The organism is Pseudomonas sp. LTJR-52 (assembly GCF_003691465.1).
GTDB lineage: Bacteria > Pseudomonadota > Gammaproteobacteria > Pseudomonadales > Pseudomonadaceae > Chryseomonas > Chryseomonas luteola.
In genome coordinates this window covers 4,049,878-4,066,137 of record NZ_CP033105.1, presented here as the reverse complement: position 1 = coordinate 4,066,137, position 16,260 = coordinate 4,049,878, and the positions used below count along the sequence as shown (strand labels likewise).

Sequence of the window (16,260 nt, the reverse complement as noted above, 5' to 3'; positions counted from 1 at the left end):
CAACATTTCAGAGCGAAAGGCTCATTGCTCTGCAACGTGGCTGATTGATCCGGCGCGATAGGCCTGCCATTTTTTCAGAACAGCAGGCGGCGCCCAGATCTGCGGCTCCGATGGCTCGAACCCTTGTGCCGCCTCGCGCTCGGCGACACGCTTGCTGGCGATCGAAAATGCCTGCTCGGGATCGTCTGTTGCCTGGAAGGCTTCTGCAAACAAGGCCTTCCCAAAATAAGTGAAGTCCGCTTCGTCCGTGCAGCCAAAAGACGTCCGGTCCGCACGTGAGGCGGTAATGACCATGGTATGGTCATCTTGCAACGGGGGAAGGAAGCCGCCGCTGTAGCAGGCTGAAACGACAACGATCTTGTCGCGGTTCTTCAGCGGCTCAAGCAGGGACGCAAACTCAATGGCCGGCAAGCTGGCCAGTTGCAGACCCGGTTCGCTCAAGGATAAACGATGGTCGGAGGAGCCATGGCTGGTGAGGTAGACAAAGATCAAATCCTCAGGCCCTGAGCGCTCGGCCAGGGTGGCAATGGCGCGATGAAGATTTTCTCGCGTTGCCAGTGGGGTTACGCTTTTAAGATCACGCTGATTGATCAGGCGAACCACGCTACGGGCATTAAAACGATTGACCATCAGCTTGGCGACATAATCGGCTTCACGTTGAAACACGCGCTGATCACCATCGCCTGCTAGAGTAATACCGTAAAGCTCGGTACTGGCCGTAGAGGGACGGACATTATTGAGTTCCTGACCCAGGCGCTCGCCTTGTTCTAGTAGCGCAACTTCCATGGGGTCAGGTTGGTAAACACCGTCATCGCTGCGGATGAACTGGCCTTCGCTCCAGAGCCCGCTTTCGCGGCGCCCATCGGCATGGGTGTAGGTGCCATTGCCATCGAACTGGCCGTTCAGGAAGTCACCGATATACACGCTGCCGTCTGCCTCGGTGTATTGCCCCAGCCCATGGTACTGCCAGCTTTTGAAGCTGCCGCTGTAACGGCTGCCATCGCTGCCGTGGTACTTGCCTTGGCCGGTCATTTCCCCTTTCTGGAAGGACCCTTCCCAGACATTACCATCTACGCTTTGATAGCGACCCTGGCCGGAGAAAGCACTGTCAACAAAGTTGCCTTCGTACAGATTGCCTTCTTGATCGACCCATTGACCTCTGCCGTTCAGGCGGCCATCCGTGAAAATGCCGTTATATTGACTGCCGTCGCTTTCAGTCCGCGCGCCGCGGCCCTGCATGCGGCCCTCGAAGAAATCACCTTCGTAACGCCAGCCGTCATTGGACTCCAAGACCCCTTTGCCATGGTACATCCCCCGGTGGAAGGAGCCTTCGTAACGTCCGCTGGGGGAGGTCAGCTGCCCTTGGCCCTCATAGAGGCCATGGTGAAAGCGGCCTCGATAGCGGGTGCCATCCACAAAAAACTGCTCGCCCAGGCCTTCGGCCAGGCCGTCTCTGAACGAGGCACGCAGCCAGTTGCCATTGGCCCAATCGAGGCGCCCCTCACCTTGTAGGCGTCCGCGCTCCACATCGCCGTGGTAGACCGAGCCATCCGGCAGACGGATCTCGGCTGCCTGAGCGAAAGGGGCGGGAAGAATTACGAGGCTCATGGCGAGCCCCAGGGGAAGAAGCGCTCGGGTCGCCCGATAGGGCGGCCTTACCATCCAGAGGGAACGGCCCTGATGGATGCGGGCCGCCAGCCGGCGTGTGCCGGCTTTAACGGGATTCGAGACGAACCAGATGGCGTTCAAGGGTAGACGAATAGGGTTCAAGCAGGCGTTCGACACAGCTGGCACCTTCTGGACTCGCAATAGAGCGGATTCGGGCACGCTGGCGCAGCAATTCATCATCGGCGATGCTGTGCTCGACCAGGAGCAGGTTGCGACTGTGCCGACTGAGTGCGATAGCGTTCCGGACCGTATCGTTATTGAGCAGCTCGGGCAGCTTCAGGTTCACCAGACGTTCGCCTTGCGTCAGACCCAGCTGCAGTTGCAGCGTGATCCCGCTGTCGGCTACTTCGACCTGAAGGGCATGGCCCAGCGCTCGCATGATTTCACCGCAGCACAAGGCATGAGTCAGATAATCATCTTCGCCCTGGGTTTCGTGGAAAAGGATCAGGCTGCCGCCATCGATGAGGCTATGCAGTTCACCCTTGTACAGCGAGGTGGCCTGCTCCAGGCAATCCCTGTAACGTTCCAGAAGACTGACCAGACGCGTGCGGGGCAGCTTGCGTAACTGCTCTTGAGACCCGAGCTGGATCGCCAGTACCGCGCTGGAAACGATGTCGGGTTCTGACGCCATGGCCGGTGTAACGGGCTCGGCGGCTGCCGCTGTCTCTACAACTTCGTTTTCTGCCTCGTCCGGCATGACATCGGCAAAGGCGTCTTCGTCGAACTCGTCGTCACCGTCTTCGGTAGTCACCGGTGCTTTGGCCGGTTTCTTGGCGGCTGCGGTAGCCTTGCGTGGTGAGGTGGAGCGAACCTTGATACCGGCGCTTTCATCGAGGAACGGGTTGTCCTCGTCGCCTTCTACCGGAGCTGCTGCCTTGGCTTTCTTGGACGATTTAACCGGTGCCGGTTTGGGTTTTTCCGGGACCAACCGCGTCTGGAGCTGACGCGCCAAGTCACCAATTTCATCCTGACGACCAACGCTGGGAGCCGGATCATCCGGGTCACGCAGCCAGACGCGCAGCTCCAGCAGGGGCGTGGAAATGTTACGGCCCAGGCGCAGGCTGAGAATCAGAGTCAGCATCAACAGGATAAGCGCCAACAAACCCATATTTTGCAGGCTGATCACCATGGGTTGCTGGAACTGATTCATGTCCAGACTGATACGCAGCTGGCCAGTGGTCACGTCTTGAAACTTGATCGACGTGGAGTAGATGCCTTCCGCCTCGCCCAGAAGATTGCGCGTCGGGCGGGTGCCTGCTTCGGCCAGTACACGATTATCCGGGCTGAACACTGCCGCGTGGGCAACCAGCGGATTACGCGCCAGATTACCCAAGAGCACGTTGAGGCTCAGCGTATCGTTGGATACCAGCAGCTCCGTCGCTGAGGCGGCCGTCTGGGTAACCAGCGTCTGACCTACGGCATCGGCCTGTTGCTGCATGGCATGCCGGAACTGCAAGGCCACGACAACGGCATAGATCACCAGGGCGGCGATGACGAGAATAAGGCTATGGGAAACAATGCGGAGCGCGATAGGAACACGGCGCTGGCGCATTGCACGAAACAGCAGAACGAAGAAATTGTCGGGCTTGACGGTCGCGTGCCGGGTCACTGGTGAATTCTTTGGGCAAAAATGTGGGGCGAAGTATAACCAGCGACCAGAAGTCGTTAAAGCGTACTAACCGAGTCCGTCAACCACTCGTCTGCGTATGGGTGGTTCTGCACCGTTTTCGGAAACAGGTAGAATCGGGTTTTTGACCCCTTGGTGGAGGCTGCGCCTTGCGAGACATTCTTCTCATTACCAGCACCGGGTATGCCGGACCCGGCTTGAGTGCTGCATTGACGAGCGTAGTGGCCGAGTCAGGCGCAGCGTTGCTGGATATTCGTCAGAGTCGTGTGCAGGGGGCCGTAACACTTGCGTTGCTCATCAAGTTGCCCGAAGGCGCTGATGCCGCTGCCTTGGGTGAAGCGCTCGAACTACGCGCTGCGGCCGTGGGGGCCAGAGTGCACCTGGCTGCTCTGGATGCAGAGGCTTATGCCGCGTGGCAGGCCAACGAGTTGGCTCCTCGCCATATCCTGACGCTTATGGGACGCCAGCTGGACGCCCACCAGGTTCAACATGTGAGCAAACTTGTCGAGTCCCACGGTATGACCATTGAGCGTATCGAGCGGCTGTCGGCACCTGACGCCAGGGAGCGTGCTGCGCTGGAATTTACGCTGGCGGGTGAGCCGCAGGATCTGGAGGGGCTCAAGGCTGCCTTTTTCACTGCGACCCAGAACTTTGAGATGGATATCGGATTTCAGGCTGACACGCTGTTCCGCCGCCATCGGCGACTGGCCGTATTCGACATGGACTCAACATTGATCCAGGCGGAAGTCATTGATGAGCTGGCCAAGGCCGCTGGTATCGGAGAGCGGGTTGCCGCCATCACCGAGCGAGCCATGCGCGGTGAGCTCGATTTCAGGGCCAGCTTCAAGGAGCGACTCGCCCTGCTCAACGGCCTGCCTGAAACGGTACTCGAAGACATCGGTGCAGGGCTGCGCCTGACCGAGGGCGCCGAGCGACTGTTTTCCGAGCTCAAGCGATTGGGATACAAGACCGCCATCCTGTCCGGCGGTTTTACTTACTTTGCCCGCCAGATCCAGGCTCGGCTGGGCATCGATTATGTCTATGCCAACGAGTTGGAAACAGTGGACGGCAAGGTGACCGGTGTGGCAGTAGAGCCCATTGTGGACGCGCAGCGCAAGGCCGATCTGCTGCGTGAACTGGCTATGAAGGAAGGGCTGAGCCTTGAACAGACCATTGCCGTAGGGGATGGGGCAAACGACTTGCCTATGCTGGGTCTGGCCGGGTTGGGCGTTGCCTTTCGCGCCAAGCCGCTTGTGCGTCAGTCGGCGCGCCAGTCAATTACAACACTGGGTTTGGATGGCGTGCTGTATCTGCTGGGTGTCAGAGACCGAGACCACGTGCTTTGATCAGGCGCTGAAAGAAAAGCCGGCTATTGCCGGCTTTTTCATGTCTGCCGCTTATTCGTCTGCGACGAATTCATAGTTCATTGCCTGGCTGGGTTCCTGCAGGTAGTAACCCTGGATGTAATTCACACCAGACTGCCAGAGCGTTGCGAGGATCGTGGCGTTTTCAACGAACGGCACGATGCACAGCTTTTTATGCTCTTGAATGCCGCTAATGAGGTTTTTCAGCGTTTCCTGGTTTTCCGGATTGCCCAGGTCGCGGACATACGAGCCGTCTACCTTAAGGAAATCGATTGGAACCTGCTTGAGAATATTGAACGGCGCCAATGCACAGCCGAATTGACCCAGAGTGACGCGATGCCCCAGCTTTTTCAGGCCGTTGGCCATGATCTTGGTCTGGTTGAGGTGAGCCAGAGCATTGGCCTCGCTAATTTGGAAGATCAGGGATTCAGACGGTAAGCGAGCGGCCTGCAAGGCCGCCTGCAGCCAGAGCAGGAGTCTTGCGTCCTGTAGCGAGGCGGCGGACAGGTGAATGAACAGGCAGGTATCGTGCCCACGGGCGCGGTGGTCGACCAATACCTTGATGGCGTTATGGATTACCCATCGGTCTATCTTTGCACTTAGTCCGCTTTCTTCCGCTACCCGGAAGAACTCGGCCGGCGGTACTTCTTCGTTCTGAGTATTGTTCAGGCGGAGCAGCACTTCATAGTGCTCGCGGCTGTCACCACGCAGGCTGATGAGTGGCTGGAAGAGCAGGCGGAAACGGCTCTGTTCCAGCGCCTGTTGCACAATGGCAATCAGGCTGCCTCGGCTGGCTGCTGCGGCCAGTTCTTCTGCCGGGTCGTATCGTTTGATGGCATTACCGCCCTGTTTAGCAATCGCCAGGGCGCAGCGGTGAGCGCGGTCCATGATTTCGTGCGCATTGACGGTCTGCTCATCAAGAGCCGTCAAGCCAATGGAATAGGAGGGTTGCAAGGCCCGCTTGTTGATTTCGATAGGCTGTGACACCGCTTGACGGAGCAGTGGTTTCAGGCGGCTTTCAAGCTGCTCGGCAGTGCTGCCCTGAACCAGGACGGCAAATGCATCGTCGCTGAACCGTGCAAGCACCGCCGGCGGTGCGAAGTGCTCTTTCAGCTGGTTGGCCAGGGCGGCCAGCAGCGCATCAATGTCGGAGATACCGATTTCAGCAAGGATGGCCGCGTACCGGTCCAGCTGCAGGTAGGCGAAGCTGGCTGTCTGACCGTGCTGGACCACTTTCTCCATTTCCGCTTCCAGCGCCTCTACAAGCCGGGTGCGATTCAGCAGGCCGGTGACAGGGTCTACGCTGGTAGCTTCCCGCAACTTTTCTTCCAGCTCGGCATCGTTCTGGTTGCCGTCACGTATGACAACCTGAATGCAGGGCTCATCTTCGTAGGTGGCTGGAGAGAAGCTCATGTCCGCCGTGAAGGTAGAGCCATCGGCGCGCAAGCCCTGGCAGAGGAAGCGGGCTGTGCCGTTGGCTTCGGGATCGTTGGAATATTGCTTGAGAAAATCGCGAAACGCCTGCTGATCATCGCTTGCCACCAGATCAATGACCGGCATCCCTTCCAGTTCTTCCACATCCGTATAGCCGAAGAGCTGCAGGTAAATGGGATTGGCATGAACATGCATCCCGTCATGGACATAGGCGATGGCATCTTCGGAGCTTTGCAAAAGCAATTGGCATCGCTTTTCTGCTTCATGCAGGGCTAGTTCGGCGGTGCGATAGGCACGCCGCACTTCCAGATTGCCAATCTCGCGCCGGGATACGAGCACGAGTCGTTCGTCTTCACCCAGCGGAACGGCATCCTGAGCCCCATTCAGTAACGCCTGGGTAATCGCGTCGGGCTCTTCAGGGTCGACCAGCTGGATAACCGGAATATCCTTGGCCTGGCGCTTGATGGTCTTGAGCGCCTCGTGAGGAGAAAGCTCTTCACAGTTGGGCGCCGCAATGAGCAGGTCCCAGCTCTGCTGAAGTGCAGCGGCCAGCTCGTCCGGCTCTGTGACGCACTGTGCCCGGGTTGCGCAGCCCGCATTTCGAAACAGACTTACCAGTCGCTCGGCTTCATTCTGTGACTCCTCAACAATGAGCAGGCGGATGGTCTTCTTTTCGATAGCCATAGGTCTACGTATGAACCCGGACAGTTAAAGCGGTTAATAATCGAAGAGGCTGGAATCTACAGAGACTTCCATAAGGAGTCAAAATCGTCCTCTGTGTTGGAGGACGGTCCCTGGCTTCCCGGCCTGGGTGTTTCTGGCGTCGGTCGCGCCTGCTCCAGCAGACGGTATTCGAAGACGCTGAAGCTAACGGTAGCATTTTGACGTCTTGTCAGCATGCCTTGTTGCTCGACTCCCTTCTGATTGATCTGAATCTTGCTGCCTTCCTGGAAGGGAAGACGCGGGGCAATAAGAGAGGGAGACTGGTCTATGGCCTTGATTTCTGGAAGCAGCAGGCCCCTCAGATATTGGCTATGTTGCTCGGTCTTGCGAAGCAGCTGCAATCCACAGGGGCGAGCCGTAGGCGCCAGCAGCTCAACGCCCATCTGGGTGCCGCTGCCAGGGACCTGCCGTATCCAGCGAATGACTGCAATCCCCCAGCTGTTCTCGTTCAGGCCGCGCAGCCCCAGCACTTCACCCGCTTGCAGTTGGTCCGGCACTTCCCCAGGCCAGCTGACGCAGTAGCCGCCCGGACTGTGATTGACGATGGGCAGCGAGAAGAGGGGGTAGGTTTTATCCAGCTCAATCTGTTCGCTTTTCACATCCACAGGCGTGTCGTAGTGGATTTCCTCATGCGCGTCCAAACTTGTATTGTGCTCGGCATCGAAGGCCAGTGACCATACATCCGACGTCTTCTCGGCCGGGGCAAAGTCCGGCTTGGACTTGGGCGGTTCCGGCAGGTTGAGCGTCTGGGCAAAGGCTACGCGACCCGAAAGGTGATAGTGCAGCGCACTCATGCCAATGCAGATCTCCAGGCGTCCTTGACCCGGGGTGCGCTGAAAGGCCCGGTCGGATTCCTGGCCCCATGCCGCGCGCAGGTGTTGCAGCAGGTCCGTGCTGATGTCCGGCTGCACTGGCAGGCGTGCACGGCTGCGCTCCTCCGGCGGCAATGCCAGATAATCAGAAATCTGGCTGACCAATACCTGTGTTGACAGGCCTAGCAGGCCGCTCAGGCTGGCCTCCTTGAGGAGGGTTCGGTAACGTGGCGGCGCATCGATCTGAGGTGCGACTACAAACAGTACGCCTGGCTGGTCAGCGGGTTTTATCTGCACGAGATTTGCCCATTGATCGAGGTACTCGACCAGCTGGGCAATCTGACGCTGGCGCATCTGGTTACACCGCGCTGCCCCAAATAGCAGCGGGACAGCATAGGCCTCCTGCAAACTCTGGCCATCAGGGCGCGTCAGTAGGTCGTCCCGTACACGCTGGCCCTGCAGATTGAGACGCAGGGCGATCTGGAAGAGCTGATGCAGCTCCAGCCAGAGATGATCGGCTGCTGGGGTATACAATTGGGCTGCGCGAATCAGCGGGCCGTAAAGGCCTTTCATGGCGCGCTGTAGGGCCAATGGCAACAGGCTGGCCCGATCACGCGAGGGCGTATTGAGTTCGTCGACCACCACTAACTTGTAGCCTGCCGCCATATGGTTCTGTAGCGCCTGACACAGGTTGGCCACCTTGCGTGAGCGCTCGTCCAGCACAATGGGCTGGTCAAGAACATGGCGTTCGAGCATGACACACGTCCGGTTCACTTCCGGTCGCAATAACTCAAGCATGCGCAGACGTTGATCGTTCGGCTGGATCAGCTGGTTGATTTCCAGCATCCCCTGGTACAACAGACGCGCCACTTCCCCGAGCTTTGCTCGCGGCAATTGGTCCAGCCAGCGTTTCAATCCGGCGGGGCTGGCTTCGCAGAACGTAAGGCTCCGCTGCGTGGGCGTCGGTACCCGCAGCAACTGCTGAGGGCCTTTACTATCCATTGACTGTCGGTTCTCCAGACTGAGCGGCGATAACAGTCATTATCCCCAATATTCAACTACTGGACGCCAGCGGTATCGGGCTAGCGTCCCTGTGTCGCAGGTGTCAGACGTCTCCCAACAGAGGCTCGATAACCTCGGCGACCTTGGGCGAGCCAATCTGCTGTCCCATATTGACCGTGCTGAAGGCGCCTAGCTCCTGAGCCCAGTTCACTTGATCAGGGCCAAACAGGACGATAACCGTGGAGCCCAGCTTGAAACGGCCCATTTCTTCACCTTTTTCCAGATGAATGGGCGCACGTGCCGCTTCGTCGTAACGTGTTGTTTTCAACATGCGCTTGGGTGGTGTCACCATACCGGCCCAAACGGTCTCGATACTGGCCACGATCATGGCACCGACCAGAATCATGGCCATCGGACCGCGTTCGGTATCGAAGATGCACACGACACGCTCATTGCGGGCAAACAATTCCGGAACATTCTCGGCGGTCAGGTGATTGACCGAAAAGATTCGCCCGGGTACATACACCATCTCTTTCAGCGTGCCGGCAATGGGCATGTGTACGCGGTGATAGTCCTTGGGCGATAAGTAGATCGTCGCGAACGATCCACCCATGAACGGTGCAGCCCGTTGGGCATCACCACCTACAAGCTCCAGCAGACTGTAGCTATGCCCCTTGGCCTGAAAAATACGGCCATGCTCGACCTGGCCGATCTGGCTGACTTCGCCGTCGCTCGGGCTGACAATGGCTGTCGGATCTTCCGGTAGCGGACGTGCATCTGGCTTTAAGCTGCGGGTAAAGAATGCATTGAAGTTTTCGTATGCCGTCAGGTCTTCGACCTGAGCCTGGCGCATATCCACGTCGTAGCGACGGGCAAACCATGCCGTCAGGGCATTCTTGAACCAGGGCATCCGGCATTCGGCGAAGCCGCCAATCAACCGTGACAGGAAGTGATGGGGCAGTACGTGCTGGCTAAGAATGAACAGGCGGTCTTTCAAATTCATGGTGTGTCCTTGAGCGGCAATATATGAAGCGTGAACCCGCGGGCGAGGCCAGACAAGGCAAAACAGAAAAGGCTGGATCAGATTGCTGTGACCCGGATCTCGTTTTATTGTACAGCCATTCGGCTCGCCGCTGGAAACCCGCTATCAGCGTTCGACCGGTGTATCCGGATGATTTCCCCATTCTCCCCAGGAGCCGGCATAACCCTTGATTCGGGGGTAGCCCAGCGCCTTGGCGACCAGATAGGTAAATCCCGAGCGGTGGTGCGTCTGGCAATGGGTAATCACTTCCTTGTCGGGCGTGATCCCCAAGACATTAAGTGTTTCGGCCATATCGCTGCGGATACGCAGGCTACGTGCCGGGTCCATGCCGGCCGTCCACTCGAAATTGATGGCGCCCGGGATATGCCCGCCCTTGGCTGCCAGGACTTTTTCGCCTCGATATTCCTGTGGCCCGCGTGCATCCCAGATGGCCAGATCTTCCGCACCCAAGCGGCTCTGCAGGTACTCACGCGTTGCAGTAGGCTCATCATGCAGCGTGAGGTTAACCGGCGTATCCACCGGCGGTGGCACATCCTGCGTCAATGGCAGGCCCGCTTCGATCCAGGCATGACGGCCGCCGTTAAGGTAATGGTAGCGGTGATGACCGATCACATCCAGCAACCAGATGAACCGTCCTGCCCAGCCACCGCCTTCGTCGTCATACACGACATAAACGGCCTCAGGGCGATGGCCCAGTTCGCTGAACAACATTTCCAGGTCGGCTTTTTCAGGGAGAAGCCCTGGCGCTGGAGGTTTGCCCAATTGTGTACGCTGGGGCGCAATGAAGTGGGCGCCGGGCACATGCCCCTCGGCATAATGCGCAGCGCTGGATAGATCGACCAGAATCAGCTCCGGCGTGTCGAGGCGGGCGGCAAGGTCGGCAGGCTCGATCACGAGCGGCAGGTCTGTAAAGGACATATCAGGTCATCCGGTCTGAAATCATGGGTTCGATTGTAGCGATCATGTGAGTCGTTGGGCGTAACTCGTCACGCCACGCTCGATGCAGGTGACGGTTTTATTGATAGCCTGCTGGTCGCGCTCGGAAAACGGCTCGCCCCCGTTGTCAATGATAGCCAGCATCGAAACGCGACCTTTGTTGCCCATCGAGCGCAGCACCATGTGTGAGTGTGGAAACAGGGCTTGCAGATTACCAGGCAGGTGAGGGCGAAACTGAGCGCTGTTCTCCGGGGTAATACGGAGTTGGGCGGGATCGCTCATCAACTTGCGCAGCAGGGGATGATTGTTGATAGGCAGCTGAAGCCCCTTGGCTGCTTCGGGCAGGCCATGGATGCCTTGGGCCATGAGCACTGTCTGGTCCGCATCGGGTGTCAACAGGAGCAGGCGTGGCAGGCCGGTTGCCGCCAAGGCATCCCTGGCGCAAGCCGTCAGCTGGATGCCGTTGCTAAAGGGACTGGGCGTCTTTACCAGTTCCGCACAGTGCCGACGCCACGCGTCTAGTTCATCGCCTGTCGTTTGGTTATTGGCCGCGGCTGATTGGGTGTCAGGTGCTGCCTTCCTGTTTGACTGCAGGCGTCTTGTATCCCAGGGCCAGATCAGGGCTTCGGCCGGATGCCAAAGGCCTGGAATGAACTGTTGGCGAGCATGCTGCGCGGCGGCCTGATGGGTGACCTGCTGAATATGATCCAGCGACTCATGCATATAGAGGCCGACCAGCCGTTGCCAGCGGAGGATGTGCGGGTTGCTCCAGCTCTGGTGGGCGGCCACGGCTAGGCCATTCGCCAACAGAATTGTATTGCCGGGCTGGGTGAGCCACCGACGTAGCGGCAAGTCTTCATCCAGGCGCTGTTGCTGCTGAAGAGGATGGGCATCGTTGTGGGCAATGTGCAGCGCCTTGACCAGCCGGCGACGATCTTTCACCAGCAGGCGATATCCGTCTACAACCCAGGCGGGCAGGCTCCAGCGCTCGGCTAGGGTCAGGCACAGGTCCAGAAGGGGTACGCCAAGCAGCTCCTGCTCGACCGTGATGGCCGGCTCGTTGTTGCCCAGTACCCGTTGCTCCCATTCTTCCCAGAGTTCTGGATAAGCCTGAGCCAGTGGCCACACGGGCGCCAGGAACAGAAGCGTAGAGAGACGAACCTCCTGGCGCAGGCGAGCCAGGGTATTGCCAAAGAGGCCATTGGCCTGCGCCATGGCGTGTTCGCTGATCAACAAGAGCTGCGAAAGGGCTGGCGAGTATTTCTCTTTAGCTTCCGACGGAAGTGCCGATAACAGGTACTCAGTGGGACCCAGCCCGAGCCGGCTCAAGGCTACTTCCAGCGAAACCGCAGGATTCTCCCGGCCAAGCTGGCTTCGGTTGGACTCCCTTAGCAGCACCAGCGACAGGATCGGTGACTGAAGCGCCACCTCGGCAATTTCAGGAACGGTCTTGTTGCCATTGGCCAGAGCCCTGCGGACATCTTCCTTGACTTCCTGGGGTACGGATAAACGTACGCTTTCCAGCCTTTTCAGCCAGGCGTCGAGCGTATTTGGACGAGCGGTAGTAATGGACATAGAGAGCTCGCATGAATGGCTTACAGAAATACCTACAGTCTGGCGCAGATTATCCGATAACTAAATCAGCAGCCTCTTTGTGGGCCCTTGTTTAACTAGAAGTGTTTGAAAATCATGGTCAAGATCATCGGCATTATCGTTGTCATCGGTAGCATACTCGCAGGCTTCGTGCTATCGGGCGGCAGTATCATGGCTCTCGTGCATCCTTACGAAGTGCTGACGATTGGTGGCGCTTCGTTGGGTGCCTTTTTACAGGCCAACTCGGGCAGCACCTTCAAGATCGTGTTTAAGAAGTCTTTGTCCATGTTTGGTCATCGCTTCACTCATGCGTACTACCTGGACGTGCTCAAGCTACTCTACGAAATCCTCAACAAGAGCCGTCGTGAGGGCATGATGTCCATCGAGGGCGATATTGAAGAGCCTAACGAAAGCCCAATCTTCAGCAAATACCCAGCCATCCTCAAAGATGCACGGATGACAGCCTTCATCACTGATTATCTGCGTCTGATGTCGTCTGGCAATATGGCTCCGCACGAATTGGAAGGGTTATTCGACATGGAGCTGAACAGCACCAAGGCTGACCTTGAGCACCCCTCTCATGCCGTAGCCAAGATCGCCGACGGTATGCCAGCCATGGGTATTGTGGCAGCGGTACTGGGTATCGTAATTACCATGGGCCTGTTGGCCGAAGGGGACACCATCAAGATTGGTGCGAGCGTAGGTACTGCCCTGGTAGGTACGTTCCTGGGTATTCTGGCGTCCTACGGCTTCTTTGCACCCTTGGCTGCCTCGCTCGAGCATGACGCCAAGGAAGAACTGAACGTTCTCGAGTCCATCAAGGCCACCCTGGTTGCTTCCGCATCGGGCATGCCGCCAACCGTGGCTGTCGAGTTCGGTCGTAAAGTCCTGTATCCCGCCCATCGCCCAAGCTTCATCGAGCTTGAGCAAGCAATGCGCGGCGCGTGAGGTTAAGCCGTCATGGATAACAACCAGCCCATTATCATAAAGCGCGTCAAGAAAGTTGAAGGTGGGCACCATGGCGGCGCCTGGAAGATTGCCTTCGCCGACTTCATGACAGCCCTGATGGCGTTCTTCCTGGTGATGTGGCTGTTGATTTCGACCACTCCCGAGCAGCGGATCGCCATTTCAGGCTACTTTCAGGACCCAATTGGGTTTACGGAAAGCGGAAGCCCTTATGTGATCGACCTTGGCGGTACGCCGACGGCGTCTCCCAATCAGACGCTGAACCCGACGATGGAAAATGACCCCAAGACGCCGGATTCACCTGATAGCACTGATGAGGAGCAGATCGACCAGACTACCAAGCCGAGTCCGGCTGATGCGGGCGGCATTGATGCTCAGCAGGCCGAGAACATCGCGGAGAAGATCGACAAGGAGCGCCTGCAACTGCTCCTGCAGGAATTGCAGAACAAGATCAACGAGAACCCGGATCTGCAGCGTTTCAAGGACCAGATCCTACTCGAGATCACTCAGGACGGCCTGCGTATCCAGATCGTCGATGCGGAAAATCGGCCAATGTTCGACTCGGGCAGTGCTGAGCTGAAGATGTACTTCGAGAATATCCTGCTGGCCATGGCGGATACGATCAAGGAAGTACCAAACAAGATCAGTGTGAGCGGCCATACCGATGCCAAGCCATTCGTAGGAAAAGGTTATTACGGTAACTGGGAGTTGTCGGCTGCTCGTGCCAACGCAGCACGTCGGGCTCTGATAGCAGGTAGTTATCCTGAGGATCAGGTAGCACGTGTGGTGGGTTATGCCTCATCAGCGCTGTTCGACCGCAAGGACCCGCTCGATCCGGTCAACCGTCGTATCGACATTGTTGTTCTGACCAAGAAGGCTCAGAAAGCCATCGAGGGTGACAATGGCGGCCAAGCCGACACCCCGCCGGCCGCGACTCCGGGCCAGGCTCCGGCAGGCAGCGACACGGGTGCCTCGACCGGTAGCCCCGGCAGCGTGAAGGCTACGAGTAATCTGGCCAACCCGCTCAAGGGCATCGACCTGAAGAAGGAAATCAATGCCTTCGACGACGGTGCTCTGCAAATGAGCCCGCCGCCTAAGCCCTAGCGGCAAAGAGGGTCTGCCCGGACCTAGTACTCAGGTTCGGGCAGGCTGGCGATAATGTGACGGTAACTGGCCATGCGTTGAGGGTGAATTCGACCCTCTTCCTGCGCCGCCAGAAAAGCACAGCCCGGCTCCCGGTCATGCTTACAGTCACGGAAGCGGCAATGTCCGATAAGGTCGGCGAACTCGATAAAGCCGGCTTCCACATCCTGACGGCTTACATGACCCAGGCCGAACTCGCGGATACCGGGTGAGTCGATCAGATCGCCGCCGCCCGGGAAGTGGAATAGGCGGGCCGTGGTGGTCGTATGCGTTCCTTTGCCGGTTACCTCGGACAACGCCCCGACACGCGTGTCCACGCCCGGCAACAAGGCGTTTACCAGCGATGATTTGCCTACACCGGACTGCCCTACGAAAACACTGATGTGTCCATCGAGCGTCTCTTTCAGCTTGTCCAGGCTTAGGCCGTTCAACGCCGATACTTCGAGCAAGGGGTAGCCCAGGTTGTTGTAGATGCCCAGCAGGTTATCCATCCGCTCGGCATTACTTTCATCGATCAGATCAGCCTTGTTCAACAGTAGAATAGGCTGAATGCCGGCATGCTCAGCTGCGACCAGATAGCGGTCGATCAGGTTGCTGTGGGGCTCGGGAATCGGCGCAAATACAATGATCAATCGATCGACGTTGGCCGCAACTGGCTTCAGGACACCCCGCATGTCGGGACGGCACAGCTCCGAAATTCGAGGCAGTTGGGCGACGATAACGCCAATGCCCTGATTACCCGCCCGCCAGACTACCCGGTCTCCCGTCACCAGAGCTGGCAGGTTGGCGCGCAGGTGGCAGCGCTGGAGCTGGCCGTCTTCGCCCTCCACCTCTACCTGTACACCAAAGTGGGCAATGATCCGACCCGTCAACTCCGGGCCCAGGTCGCCACCCTCAAGCTCTTCGATCAACCGGGACTCCCGACGCTCGGCGCGAGCCGCACGTTCGGTCTGAATCTTTTCAATACGCCAGCTTTGCCGGCGAGTGAGGTGGCGTTTGGCCATTAAGTAGCTCGATAAACCTGAAGTAAAGATGAAGTCTAACAGGCGGTTCGTCTGCCGGGGCAGAGATCGTCCAGCGGTCGGATCTTGGCTAGACTGCACAGCATTATCCGCTGTTATGACTTGGCCATATGCTCGACACCTTACGCCGCCGATATCCCGCTATCCTTGCATTACTGGTGCAGGTGCTTGCACTGCTTGTTACCTGGATTGTTCTACAGGTTGGTCTGGTTACGCTCCATTACCGCGCACCGTTGATCGGTGCGGCGTGCCTGCAAGGGGTCCTGGCCGCAGCGCTTGGGCAGTGGATGGGCCTGCACCGCTGGTGGCTCTTCATCAATCTGGCTTTCGTACCAGCCCTGGTTGCCTTCGCCGGTTATGCCATTCCCGGTTGGGTCTTTCTCGCAGGATTTTTCGTTATTCTGCTCTTGAACTGGAACAGCCTGACCGAACGGGTTCCGCTCTATCTGACCGGGCATGAGACACAGCGAAAGCTCAGTGAGCTGATAGCTGAACGATCAGACAAGGTGTCTTTCATCGACCTGGGAAGCGGTCTGGCCGGAACGCTCGTCTATCTGTCGCGTTTACACCCTAAGAGCCATTTTACGGGCGTCGAGACCGCGCCGATGAGTTTTCTGCTCTCCTGGCTGCGCTGCCTACCGCGGCGTAACTGTCGGATTCGTTATCAGAGCCTCTGGAAAGTCGATCTGGCTGAATACGATGTTGTCTACTGTTTTCTCTCGCCCGCCCCGATGCCTGATCTATGGAAAAAAGCGCAGGCCGAAATGCGTCCGGGTGCGCTGTTTATCAGCAACACGTTCGAGATTCCGGGTGTGCCTCCCCGGCAGGTCATCGAGCTGAATGACTGGCGCCAGTCAAAAATTCTCATCTGGCAACGCTGACGGCGTGGCGCAAGGCCAGCCGAGCTGTATTTATTCCGCTAAACTGC

General features: G+C 58.1%; 12 protein-coding genes. 4 read left to right on the top strand and 8 right to left on the bottom strand.

The annotated features are described in order from the left end of the window. Nucleotides 1–21 precede the first annotated feature (21 nt). Both EAW52_RS18905 and EAW52_RS18900 read right to left on the bottom strand, forming a co-directional pair. Nucleotides 22–1,785, bottom strand: coding sequence for a C13 family peptidase (locus EAW52_RS18905; RefSeq protein ID WP_256680642.1), 1,764 nt, complete (start codon nucleotides 1,783–1,785; stop codon nucleotides 22–24). Next, a complete protein-coding gene (locus EAW52_RS18900) occupies nucleotides 1,715–3,277 on the bottom strand; it encodes a HAMP domain-containing protein (protein ID WP_122043590.1) in 1,563 nt (520 codons plus the stop codon). The genes EAW52_RS18905 and EAW52_RS18900 overlap by 71 nt, the downstream gene beginning before the upstream one ends. A 167-nt stretch (nucleotides 3,278–3,444) precedes the next feature. Between EAW52_RS18900 and serB the strand changes: the two genes are divergently transcribed. After that, a complete protein-coding gene (gene serB, locus EAW52_RS18895) occupies nucleotides 3,445–4,641 on the top strand; it encodes a phosphoserine phosphatase SerB (protein ID WP_122043589.1) in 1,197 nt (398 codons plus the stop codon). 51 nt (nucleotides 4,642–4,692) lie between these two features. Here serB and EAW52_RS18890 read toward each other — a convergent pair whose 3' ends face one another. From EAW52_RS18890 to EAW52_RS18870, 5 genes are all read right to left on the bottom strand, one after another. Next, nucleotides 4,693–6,777, bottom strand: coding sequence for an EAL domain-containing protein (locus EAW52_RS18890; RefSeq protein WP_122043587.1), 2,085 nt, complete (start codon nucleotides 6,775–6,777; stop codon nucleotides 4,693–4,695). A 56-nt stretch (nucleotides 6,778–6,833) separates the two neighbouring features. Next, nucleotides 6,834–8,630 carry a molecular chaperone gene (locus tag EAW52_RS18885; RefSeq protein WP_162997659.1) on the bottom strand — a complete coding sequence of 599 codons (1,797 nt, stop codon included), beginning with the start codon at nucleotides 8,628–8,630 and terminating at the stop codon, nucleotides 6,834–6,836. Nucleotides 8,631–8,733: 103 nt separating this feature from the next. Then, nucleotides 8,734–9,633: an archaetidylserine decarboxylase gene (asd, locus tag EAW52_RS18880; RefSeq protein WP_372238863.1), complete on the bottom strand. Its 900-nt coding sequence runs from the start codon at nucleotides 9,631–9,633 to the stop codon at nucleotides 8,734–8,736. 144 nt (nucleotides 9,634–9,777) lie between these two features. Next, complete coding sequence (rhdA, locus tag EAW52_RS18875; RefSeq protein WP_122043586.1) at nucleotides 9,778–10,590, bottom strand: thiosulfate sulfurtransferase; 813 nt, start codon at nucleotides 10,588–10,590, stop codon at nucleotides 9,778–9,780. 42 nt (nucleotides 10,591–10,632) lie between these two features. Beyond that, on the bottom strand, nucleotides 10,633–12,183 hold the full coding sequence (locus EAW52_RS18870) for an HDOD domain-containing protein (protein WP_122043584.1): 1,551 nt from the start codon (nucleotides 12,181–12,183) through the stop codon (nucleotides 10,633–10,635). Nucleotides 12,184–12,297: 114 nt separating this feature from the next. On the opposite strand from EAW52_RS18870, the gene motA reads away from it, so the two are divergent. Together motA and motB are read left to right on the top strand one after the other, a co-directional pair. Further along, entirely contained in the window at nucleotides 12,298–13,149 is an 852-nt protein-coding gene (gene motA / locus EAW52_RS18865) for a flagellar motor stator protein MotA (protein WP_010796910.1), read from the top strand. A gap of 12 nt (nucleotides 13,150–13,161) precedes the next feature. After that, complete coding sequence (motB, locus tag EAW52_RS18860) at nucleotides 13,162–14,271, top strand: flagellar motor protein MotB (RefSeq protein WP_122043583.1); 1,110 nt, start codon at nucleotides 13,162–13,164, stop codon at nucleotides 14,269–14,271. Nucleotides 14,272–14,294: 23 nt separating this feature from the next. Here motB and rsgA read toward each other — a convergent pair whose 3' ends face one another. Then, on the bottom strand, nucleotides 14,295–15,314 hold the full coding sequence (gene rsgA, locus EAW52_RS18855) for a small ribosomal subunit biogenesis GTPase RsgA (protein WP_122043582.1): 1,020 nt from the start codon (nucleotides 15,312–15,314) through the stop codon (nucleotides 14,295–14,297). Between the two features lie 128 nt (nucleotides 15,315–15,442). Here rsgA and EAW52_RS18850 point away from each other — a divergent pair, with 128 nt between their 5' ends. Continuing rightward, nucleotides 15,443–16,213 carry a class I SAM-dependent methyltransferase gene (locus EAW52_RS18850; RefSeq protein ID WP_122043580.1) on the top strand — a complete coding sequence of 257 codons (771 nt, stop codon included), beginning with the start codon at nucleotides 15,443–15,445 and terminating at the stop codon, nucleotides 16,211–16,213. The last annotated feature ends 47 nt before the right edge of the window (nucleotides 16,214–16,260 follow it).

Coding starts and splice junctions, on each gene's coding strand:
- rsgA (WP_122043582.1), bottom strand. CDS start 15,314: ATGGCCAAACGCCACCTCACTCGCCGGCAAAGCTGGCGTATTGAAAAG.
- asd (WP_372238863.1), bottom strand. CDS start 9,633: ATGAATTTGAAAGACCGCCTGTTCATTCTTAGCCAGCACGTACTGCCC.
- EAW52_RS18870 (WP_122043584.1), bottom strand. CDS start 12,183: ATGTCCATTACTACCGCTCGTCCAAATACGCTCGACGCCTGGCTGAAA.
- motA (WP_010796910.1), top strand. CDS start 12,298: ATGGTCAAGATCATCGGCATTATCGTTGTCATCGGTAGCATACTCGCA.
- EAW52_RS18850 (WP_122043580.1), top strand. CDS start 15,443: ATGCTCGACACCTTACGCCGCCGATATCCCGCTATCCTTGCATTACTG.
- motB (WP_122043583.1), top strand. CDS start 13,162: ATGGATAACAACCAGCCCATTATCATAAAGCGCGTCAAGAAAGTTGAA.
- EAW52_RS18885 (WP_162997659.1), bottom strand. CDS start 8,630: ATGGATAGTAAAGGCCCTCAGCAGTTGCTGCGGGTACCGACGCCCACG.
- rhdA (WP_122043586.1), bottom strand. CDS start 10,590: ATGTCCTTTACAGACCTGCCGCTCGTGATCGAGCCTGCCGACCTTGCC.
- EAW52_RS18890 (WP_122043587.1), bottom strand. CDS start 6,777: ATGGCTATCGAAAAGAAGACCATCCGCCTGCTCATTGTTGAGGAGTCA.